This window comes from Paenibacillus sp. 32352, assembly GCF_002042965.1.
GTDB classification, from domain to species: domain Bacteria; phylum Bacillota; class Bacilli; order Paenibacillales; family NBRC-103111; genus Paenibacillus_S; species Paenibacillus_S vulneris.
In genome coordinates this window covers 269,769-285,054 of record NZ_MZNT01000010.1, presented here as the reverse complement: position 1 = coordinate 285,054, position 15,286 = coordinate 269,769, and the positions used below count along the sequence as shown (strand labels likewise).

The 15,286-nt window shown below is 52.2% G+C and carries 11 protein-coding genes; all 11 read left to right on the top strand.

Annotated elements, in window-relative coordinates:
* Positions 1 to 121 precede the first annotated feature (121 nt).
* Positions 122 to 1,174: a LacI family DNA-binding transcriptional regulator gene (locus tag B1728_RS23270; RefSeq protein ID WP_179136159.1), complete on the top strand. Its 1,053-nt coding sequence runs from the start codon at positions 122 to 124 to the stop codon at positions 1,172 to 1,174.
* Between the two features lie 93 nt (positions 1,175 to 1,267).
* The gene (locus B1728_RS23265) at positions 1,268 to 2,884 is read left to right on the top strand and encodes a response regulator (RefSeq protein ID WP_079912796.1); all 1,617 of its coding nucleotides are present in this window, start codon (positions 1,268 to 1,270) and stop codon (positions 2,882 to 2,884) included.
* A 15-nt stretch (positions 2,885 to 2,899) separates the two neighbouring features.
* Positions 2,900 to 4,759 carry a sensor histidine kinase gene (locus B1728_RS23260; RefSeq protein ID WP_079912795.1) on the top strand — a complete coding sequence of 620 codons (1,860 nt, stop codon included), beginning with the start codon at positions 2,900 to 2,902 and terminating at the stop codon, positions 4,757 to 4,759.
* 611 nt (positions 4,760 to 5,370) lie between these two features.
* Entirely contained in the window at positions 5,371 to 6,327 is a 957-nt protein-coding gene (locus tag B1728_RS23255; RefSeq protein ID WP_079912794.1) for an ABC transporter permease, read from the top strand.
* A gap of 14 nt (positions 6,328 to 6,341) precedes the next feature.
* Positions 6,342 to 7,214 carry a carbohydrate ABC transporter permease gene (locus tag B1728_RS23250; RefSeq protein ID WP_079912793.1) on the top strand — a complete coding sequence of 291 codons (873 nt, stop codon included), beginning with the start codon at positions 6,342 to 6,344 and terminating at the stop codon, positions 7,212 to 7,214.
* 66 nt (positions 7,215 to 7,280) lie between these two features.
* Positions 7,281 to 8,828, top strand: a complete 1,548-nt coding sequence (locus tag B1728_RS23245; protein ID WP_079912792.1) for an extracellular solute-binding protein — start codon at positions 7,281 to 7,283, stop codon at positions 8,826 to 8,828.
* 52 nt (positions 8,829 to 8,880) lie between these two features.
* Complete coding sequence (locus B1728_RS23240; protein WP_079912791.1) at positions 8,881 to 9,876, top strand: glycoside hydrolase family 130 protein; 996 nt, start codon at positions 8,881 to 8,883, stop codon at positions 9,874 to 9,876.
* A gap of 468 nt (positions 9,877 to 10,344) precedes the next feature.
* Entirely contained in the window at positions 10,345 to 10,731 is a 387-nt protein-coding gene (locus tag B1728_RS23235) for a glycerophosphodiester phosphodiesterase (protein WP_079912790.1), read from the top strand.
* A 357-nt stretch (positions 10,732 to 11,088) separates the two neighbouring features.
* On the top strand, positions 11,089 to 13,062 hold the full coding sequence (locus B1728_RS23230; protein WP_079912789.1) for an ABC transporter substrate-binding protein: 1,974 nt from the start codon (positions 11,089 to 11,091) through the stop codon (positions 13,060 to 13,062).
* 60 nt (positions 13,063 to 13,122) lie between these two features.
* Positions 13,123 to 14,121, top strand: coding sequence for an ABC transporter permease (locus B1728_RS23225; RefSeq protein WP_079912788.1), 999 nt, complete (start codon positions 13,123 to 13,125; stop codon positions 14,119 to 14,121).
* A gap of 3 nt (positions 14,122 to 14,124) precedes the next feature.
* Entirely contained in the window at positions 14,125 to 15,270 is a 1,146-nt protein-coding gene (locus B1728_RS23220; RefSeq protein WP_079912787.1) for an ABC transporter permease, read from the top strand.
* Positions 15,271 to 15,286 lie beyond the last annotated feature (16 nt).

The following is a 15,286-nucleotide window of genomic DNA, read 5'->3' as shown; positions in this document are numbered from 1 at the left end:
AAATGTACTGCAATATGGCTCTTTGCTTCTCATTATAGATACTGGGAAGGGGGGAACTAGTTTAATTTTAGTTTAATTAAAAACGATGTCATGCTACGATAGACACATACAGAATGGAGGTGTGGACCCGTTGCCTATCCGCAAGGAAGTGACGCTTACTACCATCGCCAAGGAGCTCGGATTAACCGTCCAGACCGTATCGAAGGCGTTCAAGGGCAAGCCCGGCATGTCTGAGGCGACACGGCAGCGTATCTTTCAAACCGCCGAGAAGCTCGGCTACTGTACACTCGACCAGATCCGCAGCCTCCGGCTCGATCATATTACCCCTTACCCGAACGATCGGCGGCGCTTCGTGCTGGTGCAAACCCAGGAATCCGTCCCATATAATCGCCTGCTGTTGCAGGGGCTGCAGGACCGGTTTTTCTCCTTCGGGTATCAAATTGAGCTGCTGATGCTGCCCAGAGATCTGAGGGAGCGGCAAATGGCCCAGTGGATCGAGGCAAGCGGCATGACGTACGCGGACGGGATTTTCATCGCGCCAAGCATCGACTCGGAAGCGTGGGAAACGAACCTGTTCCGGCTTCAGGTGCCGAAGATTTTGCTTAATTTCCCTCCCCCCGGCGTAAAAATTGACAGTGTCATTTGGGACGTTTACGACGCAGCCTACCAGTCCGTTGCGTATCTGCACAACCTTGGACACCGCCGCATTATGTACGTTGGCGACATTCATAAGCAGCGAGGCTACATTCTGCGCTGGCAGGCGTTCTGCTATGCGATGGACCGTTTTGGGGGCAGGGTGGATCCGGCCTTCCATTCCATCGGCGAGAGAACCGGCCCTGAATGGCAGGAGCAGCTGATGGAACTGATGGTTCACCACGCGCCTACCGCGGTCATCTGCGGGATTAACGACGAGGTGCCGGTTGTCTACGATGCCTGCGGGCGGCTTGGGTGGCGTGTACCGGAGCGGATCTCGCTAATCGGCTTCCTGAACGAGCAGTCCGATGACTCGGAGTTACCCCCGTTCACGAGGCCGCTGCTGCCGATTCACGAAACCGGCTACCGCGCAGCCGACCGGATGCTGTGGCGCATCGCGAACCCGGCGCTGCCGTTCGAGCATATTCGGATTCATTGCGACCTGCATCTCGGCAGCACGTCTTCCGAGCCATACAACTAAGGATTCAACCAGAAATCATAAGAATCTCCTATGCCCAAGGCCTCTTGTTTAAGAGATAATAAAGATTATTGCTAAGGTGGGAGGCTGACATCGATGTTCAAGCTGGTCATCGTTGACGATGAGCCGACAGTTCGGCATGGATTGAAAAATTATTTTGATTGGAGCATCTACGAAATCGAAGTGGTGGACGAAGCGGAGAACGGACTGGCGGCGCTTCAGGTTATTGAGCGGATCAAGCCGGATTTGGTGCTGACCGACGTCTGCATGCCCAAGATGAATGGCATCCAGCTGTCGAATATACTTAGCGAGCGTTACCCGCAGTTGAAGATCGTCTTCATCAGCGGGCATAATGATGCGGATTATTTAAAATCGGCGCTGCAGGTGAAAGCGGTCGATTATATATTTAAGCCCGTCAATGTCCACGAGCTTACAGCGGTGATGGAGCGCGTCGTCGACACGCTGCGGACGGAGGAGCAGGAGCGCAGGCTCTTTGTGGACATGCAGGTGAAGCTTACCCAGGGCATGCCGCTGCTGCGCGAAAAGTTCCTCATGTCGCTCATTCGCGACGGAGTTGCTTCGCCTCTTCGCATACGGGATCGGATCGATTTTCTGGGACTTCACCTGCCGTTTGAGGCTCCTTACTGGGTCATTGTGATCCGTTTCGATAATTCGGCGGACGTCGTGGAGTCCCGCTCCGAGCGGGACAAGCAGCTGCTGTCCTACTCCGTGCTCAATATCGTACAGGAGCTGATCGACCGGGAGATCGGGGGCTACGTCTTCGAGAACCGCATGGTCGAATTCGTAGGCATCCTTCGAATGAACGAGGGGGATGACCAGGAGTCACTTCTCTTTAAATTGGCAGAGGATGTGCAGGGTGCGCTCTATCAGTATTTGAAAATTAGCGTGACCATTGGCGTCGGAGAGCAGATTGCAAGCCTAGCCTCTTTGCCGCGTTCCTACGCTCAAGCCAGAGAAGCCGCCGATCAGCGGTGGCACCTTGGGAAGAACCAGATCATCTCCATGGACAATCTGGAGCAGAGCGATGACGGTGTCTATCGGTTCGACCCGGCTCAGGACGAGCGGATGATCTCCTCGCTGAAAGCGGCGGATGAGGACAAGCTGCTGGTCGGTCTTCAGGAAATCTATGATGCGTTAGCCCGAAAGCGTAGGGAGGGCTTCCAATACGGGCGCAACATCAGCCTGCAGCTGCTGCTTCTGGCAGGTCGGGTCCAGCTGGAACTCGGCGTGTCCCGGAAGGATGCGGAGGAAAAGGAGAGCCAGCTGATGGTTCAAGTATTCCAGCAGGAGACTTTGGGTGATCTCAAGCAGCTTGTCGAGCAGTATTTGCTCGAGGTGTGTGGACGGATTCGTGAGAAGCGAAGCGGCAAGTCGAAGAATGTGATCGAGCGCGTCCGAGCGTTGATTGATAAGCGGTACGCGGAGAATCTGCAGGTCTCGGATATTGCGAAGGAAGTTTTTTTATCCACTACGTACTTGTGCCTGCTGTTCAAGCAAGAGACAGGCGAGACGATAAACGAGTACTTAACCAAGGTTCGTGTAGAGCAGGCGAAGGCACTGCTGCGGGACCCAGCCAACAAGTTCTATGAAGTTTGTTATGCAGTCGGGTATTCGGATCCCAGTTATTTCAGCAAGCTGTTCAAGAAATATACCGGATTCACCCCGAGCTCGTATCGGGATGATGTGTTGTAAAGGCGGTGGAAGCAGATGAGGCGGTTCCTGTCGCGAAGCTGGAGATATGTGCTGATGCTCACCAAAAGCGTGGTGGCAGCAAGACGTTGGCTGATCGCTTATGTGGTGCTGATTCTGCTGCCGGCTTCTGTGCTGCTGTACTGGTACACCCAGAAATCCTCGCAAATTCTGGATGAAGAAGTGACGCAGACGATGCTGCAGACGCTGAAGCAGGCAGAAATTAACCTGAACAGCCGGTTCGATTCCATACGCGACACGTCCAATGCCATCCTGATGAATCCGAAGCTGCATACGTACCTGCGGGAATCGTCGTCCTATGCCGCTCAGCTGGATGCGATGAAGGAACTGGGCTACCTGATCGATAACGCCCAAGCGAATCCTGCGGTGCTGCGCGTCCGGTTGTTCGTCGATAGTTCGAAATACTTTTCCAACGAGCGAGTGAACTTCTTCCCGTGGGACAGCTTGCTGAACCGTTCATGGTACCCGGAGGTGGCAAACGCAGGCGGCCGAATGATCTGGACGGGAGCGTATGAGGAAACATATATCGATAAGGGCGACATCTATGTAGTATCGAATGCTCGGGTTTTGCGCGACCCCGACAGGTACGATGCGTTCTCGGGCGTACTCGTCATCGATGTGACGGTCAAGACGCTTGAGGATATTCTGTCGACGATCCAGCTGAACAATCAACAGCATGTGTATATGCTCGCTCCTGACGGCACCATTGTGCTGGACAAGGACCGGTCACTGCTTGGAACGAGGCTGAAGTCTGACGGTGTGGTGCAAGCCATGGCAGGCAAAGGGGAGGGCGTATCCCCCATCGTCAGAGATAAGGACCAAAGCTATGTCGTCTTCACGACTATTCGTTCCACCGGCTGGAAGCTGGTGGTCGAGGTGCCAAAAGCGGAGATCAGCTCGCGCGCCGTTGCACTTAACCAAGTATCGGGCATTGTCACTTTGCTGGGAGCTACGCTCTTGTTCCTGCTGTTGGTTTTTATTCTGATGGCTCTTGTCGTTCGAGGGTTGAACAACCGAATGCAGACCGTCATTAGAATGATCAAGCGGGAAGGCATCGAACGGCTGGACGAGCGGTCCGGGGCGGCTGACGGGGGCGGGGATCTCAATCTGCTGGAAAAAAGCGTCGACAACCTCATCCACAAGGTACATGACTTGATGGAGGAGACGTTCCGGTCGAGAGTGCAGGAGCGGGAAGCACAGCTGCGGGCGCTGCAGGCACAAATCAATCCGCATTTCTTTTACAATATGCTGGATACGATCAACTGGGTCGCCATCGGGCATAAAGCTCCCGAGATCAGCCAAATGATTGGCGGGCTGGCCCGTTATTTTCGCTTGAGCTTAAATAAAGGCCAGGATGTCGTCAGCGTCACCGATGAGCTGGAGCTGGCGAAGGTGTACCTGGAGCTCCAGCAGAGCCGGTTCCCGCGGAGCTTCGTGTTCCATATTCAGGTGGAAGACCTGCTGGAGCTCTATGTGATGCCGAAGCTGACCTTGCAGCCGATCGTGGAAAATGCGCTGCTGCACGGGATTCGGGAGTCGGAGCGTGAGTCCGGAGAAATCATCATCCGTGCAAGAATGGAGGGGGAGGATCTGGTGCTATCGGTGCAAGATGATGGCATCGGCATGGCACCTGAGCTTGCGAATCGTTTGCTCATGGAGCCGCGGCCTGATATGAGGGCGGACGGCACTGGCAGCTCCTACGGGTTGTATAATGTGAACGAGCGGATCAAGCTGTTCGCCGGCGAGGAGTACGGTTTGACGGTTCAGTCGGAGCCGGGCGCAGGAACGACAGTGACCGTCAGGTCCAAGGGAGTACGACAAGACAAACAAGGCCCAGCTGCTTCTGCTAGACCTTGAGCGGGATCGTTCAATCGGTTTCCTTAATCCAGGTGCGGTTTATGAAATCACGTCCGCGAACAGTAACCCCGTCGGCATACACCTGCAGGTACAGCCCTTGCGAGGTCCAGCTCGGTACGCTGAAGTAATCAATACTGAGGAGGCATTCGGGATAAAACCCAATGCCTTTTTCTTATAGCAGTTGCCGATAAGCCTGTACCGACTTTCAATGACATATAAGCAGCTCAAAAACTTGCAAAAGAAGAAAAAACAGGTTGCTTCGAAAATTCGGATCATCATATAAAAAATAATCCAGAGAGTCTGCTCCTGCATATCGCCGAAGGATCGGTCGGGATCGTTAAGTACTTCGATATCACAACTGTCGGTTCAATAACTGAATGGTGTTTTCAGCCAGCAGCCGGGATGAATATCCTTTGGAGCTTTTGTGCTGCTGCTCACTCCGCACCAACCTCTACATACGCACCTCACTACCCATCGCGCACCAACGTCGGCACTGAAACATCTCCCGGCCAAGACCATAAGAAACTACCAGAAACAAAAATATCACCATCTACAGCCTTCCTGACATCCTCCTTATAATAAACACATAACAACTTGGAGGTGAGTCGACGATGAGCGTGACTGATGTAAGCTTGAAGCGCAGAAAAGTGCGTACCACAGTCAAGAGCGATCGATGGAGGCTGATCCGGTCCAACTTGGATCTTTACTTGATCCTGCTCCCGGGGCTGCTGTTCTTGCTATTGTTCAAATATACCCCGATGTACGGCATTGTCATTGCATTCATGGATTTCAACATCTTCGACGGCGTGTCCGGCAGCAAGTGGGTGGGGCTCGACCAGTTCAACAAGCTGTTCCATTCGGAGGAGTTCTACCACGTCTTTATTAACACACTGATCATCAGCCTGTACAAAATCGTCCTGCTCTTCCCGATCCCGATCCTGATCGCGCTGTTTCTGAACGAGGTGAGGAAGGTATGGTTCAAGCGGACGGTGCAGACGGTCATTTTCCTTCCGCATTTCTTATCCTGGGTCATCATTTCCGGGCTGTTCGTGACGATTCTGTCGCCAAGCGGAGGCATGGTCAACAACGTCATACAATATTTCGGTGGAACGCCCATCTCTTTCTTCCTTGACAACAACGTGTTCCGGAGTGTCCTCGTCTTCACCGCCGGCTGGAAGGAATCCGGCTGGAACGCCATCATTTTCATCGCTGCAATCGCCGGTATCGAGCAGGAGCAGTACGAGGCGGCCTCCATCGACGGAGCGGGACGCATCCGGCAAATGCTCTACATTACACTACCGGGCATCCTGCCGACGATCATTCTTGTGCTGGTGCTGCGCCTTGGACATTTGCTGGAAGCCGGTACCGAGCAAATTTTAACGATGTACAACTCGGTTGTCTATGAATCGGGCGACGTCATCGGCACGTTCGTATACCGGCAAGGTCTTGGCCAGCAGGATTACAGCTTCAGCACAGCGGTCGGGCTGTTTAATTCCGTCGTCGGCTTCATCTTAATCATCCTGGGCAATGAGCTCAGCAAGAAGCTCATCAAACGAAGCATCTGGTAGGAGTGGATCGAACTATGCGTAAAAAAACTTTAGGTGACTGGTCACTAGACGCTTTCATTTATATCTTGCTGTTGATCTGCGGACTCATCACGCTGCTCCCGCTCGTTAACGTGCTGTCCAAGGCGCTGAGCGAGGAATCGGCTGTCATCTCCGGCCAGGTCGGGCTAATTCCTGTCGGATTTCAGCTGGAGACGATGAAGTATGTCGTATCCTCGGCTCAATTCTTGCATTCGATCTCCGTCTCGCTGTTCATCACAATCGTTGGGACACTGCTCTCGATCCTGCTCACGGCAATCACGGCGTATCCTTTGTCGAAGAGACATCTGCCCGGTATTTCCCTAATCCTGATTCTGTTCATCTTCACCATGATGTTCAACGGCGGGATCATCCCGAATTACTTGCTTATAAAGCAGCTTCATCTGGTGAACAGCCTGTGGTCCATCATTCTCCCGGCACTGATAAGTGTGTTCAATATGCTTGTGATCAAAAGCTACTACGAATCTTTACCCGAAGCGCTCGAGGAATCGGCCAAAATGGATGGTGCCCGCAACCTGACGATTTTGTTCCGGATCGTGCTGCCTCTTAGCGGTCCCGTGCTGGCAACGATCGCGCTGTTCTACGCCGTATACTTCTGGAACGACTACTTCAACCCGATGCTCTACATCACGAGCCCGAGCTTGAAGCCGCTGCAGCTGTACCTTCGTGACATCGTGCTCGATGCAGACAGCTCCTCGATGAGCAAGACGGCGGACGAGTTGATGAACGCTTCACCGGAAGGCATTCGGGCGGCCACCGTCATCGCTTCTATCATTCCGATGCTGCTGGTGTATCCGTATTTGCAGAAGCATTTTGTCAAAGGCGTGCTCATCGGCTCTGTGAAAGGTTGAGTTTGCGTTAATGCCCAAACCATAGGGGCTTAATGATATGCTAACATTATTAGGGGAGGTTTACGTATGCAGAAGAAATACAGAAAACTGACATTCCTATCACTCACCGCCTGCTTGTCGGTCACAGCTTTGGCCGCTTGCGGCAATAACACGGGCACAGGAGCCGATACTGGCTCCAAATCGTCGGCAGCTCCGGGTGCATCCGCCGGCCCCAAGCCGGAATTGAAAGCTCTGCAAATTTGGCAGAAGGACGATTACAACACATATCCCGTAGCCAAATTTTTGGAGCAGGCCACCGGCTACAAGGTGCAGTACGATATGCTTCCGCAGGATAAGCCGCAGGATAAGCTGAACATTCTGATCGCATCTGGCGAGCCTTATGATGTGGTAACAACGGCGGGTTCCACCGATTTTAAGGCACTTTATTCCGATTATGCCAAGAAAGGCGCGCTTGTTGACCTCGGTCCGATTCTTGATAAATACGGTCCAAATATTAAAGCTGCGGTCGATCCAGAAGCGCTGGAAGCGGCCAAGGTGGACGGCAAGCTGTATGCCATTCCGACCAAAAGCCTCTTCACCGTCAACACCAACTTGTTTATTCGCCAGGACTGGCTGGACAAGGTCGGGATGAAAGCGCCGACGACACTGGATGAGCTGGTGGCTGTGCTGAAGGCTTTTAAAGAGAAGGATCCCGGCAGCAATGGGGATAAAAACATTCCACTGACGGTTAGCGGTGAAGCATCTTTCATCGCTAACATTGTAGGCGCTTTCGGTATGCCAAACTTCTGGAACGATGTGAATGGCAAGCTGACGCCACGCGTCATGGACCCGGCTTACAAGGACTATGTCGCATTCGTCACCGACTTGTTCAAGCAAGGGCTGCTGGATAAGGAATATGCCGCTAACAAGGACGCTACCGCAAAAGAAAAATTCACCAGCGGCCGGGCAGGCATGATTATGATGAACTGGTCCGACGTACCGGCGATTATGGATGCCCTGACGAAGAACGTGCCTGCGGCCAAGGGCGGGTTTATCCCAGCACTGACAGGAAAGAACGGGCAAGTCGGCTTGTCCGCGACCAAGGGCTTCGACCGCATTACGTTCATTCCGAAAGCCTCGAAGCATCCGGAGGATGTGGTCAAGTGGATGAACGCCAAGCTGGAAAAGGACACCTTCAAGACGATGGCTATTGGGGAGGAGAACAAACACTATACGTTTAAGGATGGCAATTATACGCCGATTAACCCGATTTTTACTGATGAACGGAACCAGGCGAACAACTTCTTGACCGGTACGGACGACAAGAACTACCCGATCTACTGGCAAGCCCGCGTGCGCAAAGATATGCGCCTGTTTGACGCTTGGAACTTTATGAACCGGGTGCAGCCGGAGACGACCAAGGTCGCCGACTTGTTAGGCTATGCGCCTTACATGCCGGAGTTCTCCAAGAGCTTCCAATCGCTCAACACGATGGCGGGTGACTACACAACCAAGCTCATCTTCGGAGCGGAGCAGATCGGTAATCTCGACGTCTTCTTGGCCAAGTACAAGGCGGCCGGCGGCGATGCGAGCTACAAGGAAGTTAATGATTGGTACGCTAAGGTGAAGAAGTAATAGTCCACTGTTAGCTGGTTTTTCATACATTTTATTATGGAGGCATCATATCATGTCTATCGTCGGCTCTCTTCAATCCAGTCCGATCATTACCCGTCATCCGAACAATCCGATTCTGACGGCGGCGGACGTTCCTTACAATCCTGCGCTTGTGTTCAACGCAGGTGTAACCAAATATGAAGGGCGCTATGTCATGTTGTTCCGCAACGATTACGGCAATGTGGAAGAGCAGACACTGCTGCCAAGCAACACGACGAACATCGGGCTGGCGTTCAGCGAAGACGGCATTCATTGGGATGTGCAGAGCAAGCCTTGCTTCGGCATTGAGAGCGAGGAGATCATCCGCACGTACGACCCGCGCCTGACGGTCATCGATGGACGCTGCTATCTCTGCTTCGCGGTGGATACGAAGCACGGCGTACGCGGCGGGGTGGCGGTGACGGACGACTTTGTCAGCTTCGAGGTGCTGAGCATGTCGGCGCCGGACAACCGCAACATGGTGCTCTTCCCGGAGAAAATCGGTGGTAAATACGTGCGTCTGGAGCGCCCGTTCCCGGTGTACGGCAAGGCCGGCAAGGATAGCTTCGACATCTGGATTTCCGACTCGCCGGATTTGAAATATTGGGGCAACACGGAGCTGCTGCTCGGTCTGGAGAAGGTGCCTTTCGCCAATGACAAGATTGGCCCGGGCGCACCGCCGATCAAGACGTCGAAGGGCTGGCTGACAACGTTTCACTCGGTGGACATCGATCCGTCCCGCGGCAAGAACGGCTGGGAGCCGTTCTGGAAGAAGCGCTACTGTGCCGGTATCATGCTGCTTGATCTGAACAATCCGTACAAGATCGTCGGCATGAGCAGCGAGCCGCTGCTGGCCCCGGAAACGTTCTATGAGCGGGAAGGCTTCCGCAATGACGTCATTTTCCCTGGGGGTATGATTCTCGAGGACGACGGCGAGGTGAAAATCTACTACGGAGGCGCTGATACGGTGGAATGCCTGGCTACCGCTCATGTGGACGATCTGGTGAATTTGTGCTTGAGCAGTAAGTAATCGACCGGCCTCATACGTCATATAGCAGCCTGCCGGAGCCCGATAAGGGTTCCGGCGGTCCCAGCCGTTTGCATACCATGCATCATAGTGCCATGCACGAAAAAAATCAAAGAAAAACGAGCCTCTGGAATCGATCCTAAGGCTCGTTTCTCGTTTAGGAGGTCATTTTGTTTGACCCCAAGGAATTTGATTGTTAAAAGTGCTGCTGTATGCTCGCACTTGTTATGATCACACCGCGGGAGAAGTAGGCGTTAGGCTGGCAGATCAGTTACTTGCTTGAGGAATGATTGACCGATCAGGTCGAGACTTTGTCGTTAACGAACAGGGGGATGAGCGATTTATGAAATTCGGCATAATGTGAAAAAAGAGCGGCGCCGTTTCGCCAGGCAATGTTTAGAGCCGCGAAAGCGAGAGGTTAGGCGCTTAACCTTAGAGAGAAGGACAGCGCTATCTAAATCGAAAGGAGATTTGAATACGTCATTATTTCCGATAATAACCGCACATAGCGGGTGTATGGGGACAATAGACAATACAATAGAGTCGGTGGTGACCGGTATCCGGCTTAGGGTGGACGTCATAGAGGAGGACATTCGGGTTACACGGGATGGAGTGCCCATACTTGCCCATGATGATCATGTACATTCAGTCGATGGTACATGGCATAGCCTCTCCGAATTGACTTATGAAGAAATACAGGCATTATCCGTGGCTGTAGAGTGTGGCGGGACAGTGACAGTTATGAAGATCCATCGGCTGGAGGACATCTTGCCGCTTATCGCTGCTTCGGGTGTAAGGATGAATCATGACCTGAAGGTGGATGAAAGTATTGTACCGATCGCTGACTTGATACGTTGACACGGATTGTCACAATCCGTATATTTTTCCGGTTGCGAGCGGGAGAGATATATTTTCAAAGAATAGCATTATTTCTGGAGGGAAGAATATAATAATTGAAAGTACAAGGCTCTAAAGTGGCAGGATTTGAGTAAGCGCTTACGCGAAGTATGTTTCCAATTTAAGTGTGAATAGCTTTGAATGTGGTCCTACACAAGAGGAGTCGTTTGTCGTTCATTAACCGGTTTCATAGCAAGGGGAGGAGGGGACACGGACCGGCCAACAATCCGGCTGATGGGATTATGTTTACGTAAGTCATGCAAGCTTTCATGAAAAGCAGGGCTTGATTGGGTTGGATCCTTTGAAGGGGGTATTTGCATGGTGAAGCGATTATCCGTTTATGTCCTTATGCTAATCTTCATTCTCTTTGCAGCCGCTTGTGACGACAGCAATGATACAGCGAAGGCGCCAGCCGACAAGCCGCAGGTCACGGAACCGGCTAAGACGCCGACCAAAACGCCAGTTCTTTCTGTAAGCGCTTTAACCGAGTCTCCGGTGCTGGAGCAAGCGGTGAAGTCAGGAAGCCTGCCTTCGATCGACAAACGAATTCCTGCAAAGGAAGATGTGATGGTGGAAGGCGTCGTTGAGGAAATCGGCAAATATGGCGGGGAATGGCGCATGCCGTGGAAAGGGCCGAACGACCGATGGGCTATCGGAAAGCCGACGGAGGAAGCGTTGTTTCGTTTTAAATCAGACGGCAGCGGCGTCGAACCGAACGTAGCCAAAAGCTATGAGGTGAATGCGGATTCCACGGAATTTACGATTCATCTGCGTAAAGGTATGAAATGGTCCGATGGAGCTCCGTTTACGGTGGACGACGTCATTTTCTACTGGGAGCACATGCTTAAGAAAGAAACGTTCGGCAAGAAAATTTACGATGCCTATTATTCGGTTGACCCAATCACAGGGGAGAAAGCCCTCGCGGAAGTGACGAAGGTGGATGATTACACCTTTAAAGTGAAGCATAAATATCCGAGCGTACTGTTCTTGGAACGGGTAGCTATTGACAATAAGTGGTTTTTCGCCCCCGCTCACTTCCACAAGACGATTCTTCCCGAGTTTGTAGGCGAGGAAAAGGCGCTTGAAATTGCGAAGCAGTGGGGCTTTAAGGATGTTAAATCGTTCCTTGTTGAAACAGGGTACTACTTCTGGATCTACCCGCAGATTCCAACCCTTAGAGCATGGCATGCCAAAAACGATCCGAACAGCGACGTTTTCGTTATGGAGCGCAACCCGTATTATTGGAAGGTTGACGAGCAAGGCAAACAGCTTCCTTACATCGACCGGATCAATTTGAAAAAAATACAGGATCCTAACCAATCCCTGCTTGACTCCTTGGCGGGTAATTACGATTTGAACCAATTTACGTTTAAAGATTTCACGGTACTGAAGGAAAATGAGAAGCGCGGCGACTACCGTGTACTGCAGTGGACGAATACCGCGTGGTCGAGCACCGGCATTCAATTGAATCAGACGACGGAGGATCCGAAGTACCGCACCTTGTTCCAGGATATCCGGTTCCGGGAAGCGTTGTCCGTCGCCGTCGATCGCAATGAAATTTCCGAGATTATCACCAGCGGACTCGGTAAGCCGCAGCAGGCATCGGTTCCGAAGGGCTTGGTTGGCTACCAGGAGGGCTGGGAGAAGCAATGGGCGACCTATGACGTAGCCCAGGCTAACAAGCTGCTTGATGAAATCGGCTTAACGAAGCGGGATAGCCAGAAGTTCCGATTGTTCGCGGACGGCTCAGATTTGGCACTCACCTTCTATACCGATACAACCACAAATGCGCCTTTCATGGAACTAATCAAGAAATATTTCGAGGCGGTAGGCATCAAGACCGACCTGAAAATCGTCGATCAGGGTACCTTACAGGATCTGAAATACGGCAACAAGGTGCCGGCCTTCCCGAATACGGTGAACCTGGTCAACGTAGCGTATCGTCCGGACGAACTGGTTCCGCTTCGGGTACTGACCCCTTGGCTCGGTCATTACGGACTGTATACCCAATCGCAAGGGAAGGAAGGCGTGAAGCCGGAAGGGGACGTAGCCAAAATCCTGGAGAACTGGGATAAAGTGAAGGCAGCCAAAAATCAGGAGGAAATTTTGAAATACAGCAATGAAATCATCAAGCTGCACCAGAAAAATCAATGGGTGATCGGTTATACCGGCCCTACGCCGTCGCTGACTGTGGTGAAGAATAACCTGAGGAACGTTCCGAAGGAGCTGGTGGATATCGACGAATTCCGCAATCTGGGCCATGCGCATCCAGCGCAGTTCTTTTTTAAGTAATCGTCAGTGACCCAAGAGGGGGAGTGACTTCCCCCTTTTCTAAGAAAAGAGGGAGAACGGATGCTGCGATATATCGTACGAAGATGCCTGCTCATGATTCCTGTCGTATTTGTGATCTCCGTGATCGTTTTTTACATCATACAGCTTCCTCCGGGCGACTTCGTCTCGACTTATGCCGCCAAAATGGCAGCGGCAGGAGATGTCATGACAACGGAGGATATGGCGCGAATGAGAGCGCAATATGGTCTGGACCAGCCCTGGTTTATTCAATACTTTTACTGGGCCAAAAATATTATTCTGCACTTTGACTTCGGGTACTCCTACAATTTCAACAAGCCGGTGACGGCGGTCATCGGACAATATTTGCCCCTGACATTGATCGTTTCCTTGGTTACCATGGCCTTCACTTATCTAATTGCAATCCCTGTAGGCATTTACAGTGCTATTAAGCAATACACCGTAGGAGATTACATCTTCACGGCCATTGGGTTTCTCGGAATGGCAACGCCCCACTTCTTGCTGGCGGTTATTTTGATGTACCTCTCCTATGTGTATCTAGGCGATCCGATGCTCGGACTCTTCTCAGAAGAACATGCCAACAGCGCCTGGTCGGTTGCGAAGGTGCTCGACCTGCTCAAGCATATGGTCATCCCGATCATCGTCATCGGCATGGCAAGTACCGCCGAGCTTATGCGTGTCATGAGAGGACAGATGCTGGAGGAGATCAATAAGCCCAACGTGGTAACGGCCCGAGCCAAAGGCTTGCCGGAGATGAAGATTATACTGAAATATCCGACCCGTGCTGCGATCAATCCCATTATCAGCACCATCGGCTGGTCATTGACCCATATCTTTACCGGATCCACCATCACGGCGATTGTACTGAACCTTCCGCTGCAAGGACCCGTTATGTATAACGCATTGCTTGCACAAGACATGTATTTGGCAGGGACATGGTTGTTTTTCATGGCCATTTTGACCGTGTTCGGAACATTGATTTCGGATATTCTGCTTGCTTGGCTTGATCCGAAAATCCGGACGGAATATCGAGGTGCGTAGCGAATGAAAACGATACTCAAACATCCGACCCCGCTTTTCGGCAGACGCAAGGCGAAGGCTGCGACCGAGGAATATTACAGCTCACAGTGGCGCTTAATGTACAAGAAATTCAAGAAGCATAAGCTGGCTCGCGTGAGCTTGGTCTTCCTGCTGGTATTATACGTCGTTGCCCTATTCGCCCCATTTATCGCCCCGCAGGGGCTCCTGAGCTATGACAGCCAGTATATTAATACGGCACCTATGGCGGTAAGGTGGATTGATGCGGAAGGGAAGTTTCATCTGCAGCCGTTTGTGTACGGGCTTAAATCGAGCAGGGATCCGGTCACCCTCCGCAAAATATATGTGGACGATACGCAAGTCAAATACCCCGTCAGGCTGTTCGTAGAGGGAGAGAGCTACAAGCTGTGGGGGTTCATTCCCACGAATAAACATCTGTTCGGGGTGGATCCGCCCGGAAAGCTGTTCCTGTTCGGCACGGACGGCATGGGACGTGACCTGTTCTCCAGAATTGTGCTCGGCAGCCAAATTTCATTAAGCATTCCGCTGGTCGGCGTAACCATCAGCTTCATCCTGGGCATTGTGATCGGCGGCATATCCGGATACTTCGGCGGCCTGCTCGACTCCATTATCCAGAGACTAATCGAGATCATCCGCTCCTTTCCGACGCTTCCGCTCTGGATGGCGCTCTCTGCCGCCATTCCGCCCAGAATCCCGGTCGTTCAAATGTATTTTTATATCACGATCATCCTCGCATTTATCGACTGGACGGGGCTAGCCCGGGTTGTACGAAGCAAATTCATTTCCTTAAAGATTGAAGATTATGTTATGGCGGCCAAAATCTCCGGGGTACGCAATATGAAAATTATCCGGGTGCACCTGGTACCGGGCTTCATCAGTTACCTGGTCGTAGCCGCTACGTTAGCGATCCCGTCCATGATTCTGGGCGAAACCGCGATGAGCTTTCTGGGTCTCGGCATCCGTTCACCGGCCACAAGCTGGGGCGTGCTGCTGCAGGAGGCACAGCAAATTGAGAATGTCGCCTTATACCCTTGGAAGCTGATCCCGCTCGGCACGGTCATCCTTACGGTGCTTGCCTACAATTTCGTGGGCGACGGCTTGCGCGATGCCGCCGATCCTTATAAGAAATAATGGAAGTGAGGGAAAC

Excerpts from the sequence above, each read along its gene's own strand:
- B1728_RS23265 (WP_079912796.1), top strand. The coding sequence starts at position 1,268 with ATGTTCAAGCTGGTCATCGTTGACGATGAGCCGACAGTTCGGCATGGA.
- B1728_RS23260 (WP_079912795.1), top strand. The coding sequence starts at position 2,900 with ATGAGGCGGTTCCTGTCGCGAAGCTGGAGATATGTGCTGATGCTCACC.
- B1728_RS23255 (WP_079912794.1), top strand. The coding sequence starts at position 5,371 with ATGAGCGTGACTGATGTAAGCTTGAAGCGCAGAAAAGTGCGTACCACA.
- B1728_RS23250 (WP_079912793.1), top strand. The coding sequence starts at position 6,342 with ATGCGTAAAAAAACTTTAGGTGACTGGTCACTAGACGCTTTCATTTAT.
- B1728_RS23245 (WP_079912792.1), top strand. The coding sequence starts at position 7,281 with ATGCAGAAGAAATACAGAAAACTGACATTCCTATCACTCACCGCCTGC.
- B1728_RS23240 (WP_079912791.1), top strand. The coding sequence starts at position 8,881 with ATGTCTATCGTCGGCTCTCTTCAATCCAGTCCGATCATTACCCGTCAT.
- B1728_RS23230 (WP_079912789.1), top strand. The coding sequence starts at position 11,089 with ATGGTGAAGCGATTATCCGTTTATGTCCTTATGCTAATCTTCATTCTC.
- B1728_RS23225 (WP_079912788.1), top strand. The coding sequence starts at position 13,123 with ATGCTGCGATATATCGTACGAAGATGCCTGCTCATGATTCCTGTCGTA.
- B1728_RS23220 (WP_079912787.1), top strand. The coding sequence starts at position 14,125 with ATGAAAACGATACTCAAACATCCGACCCCGCTTTTCGGCAGACGCAAG.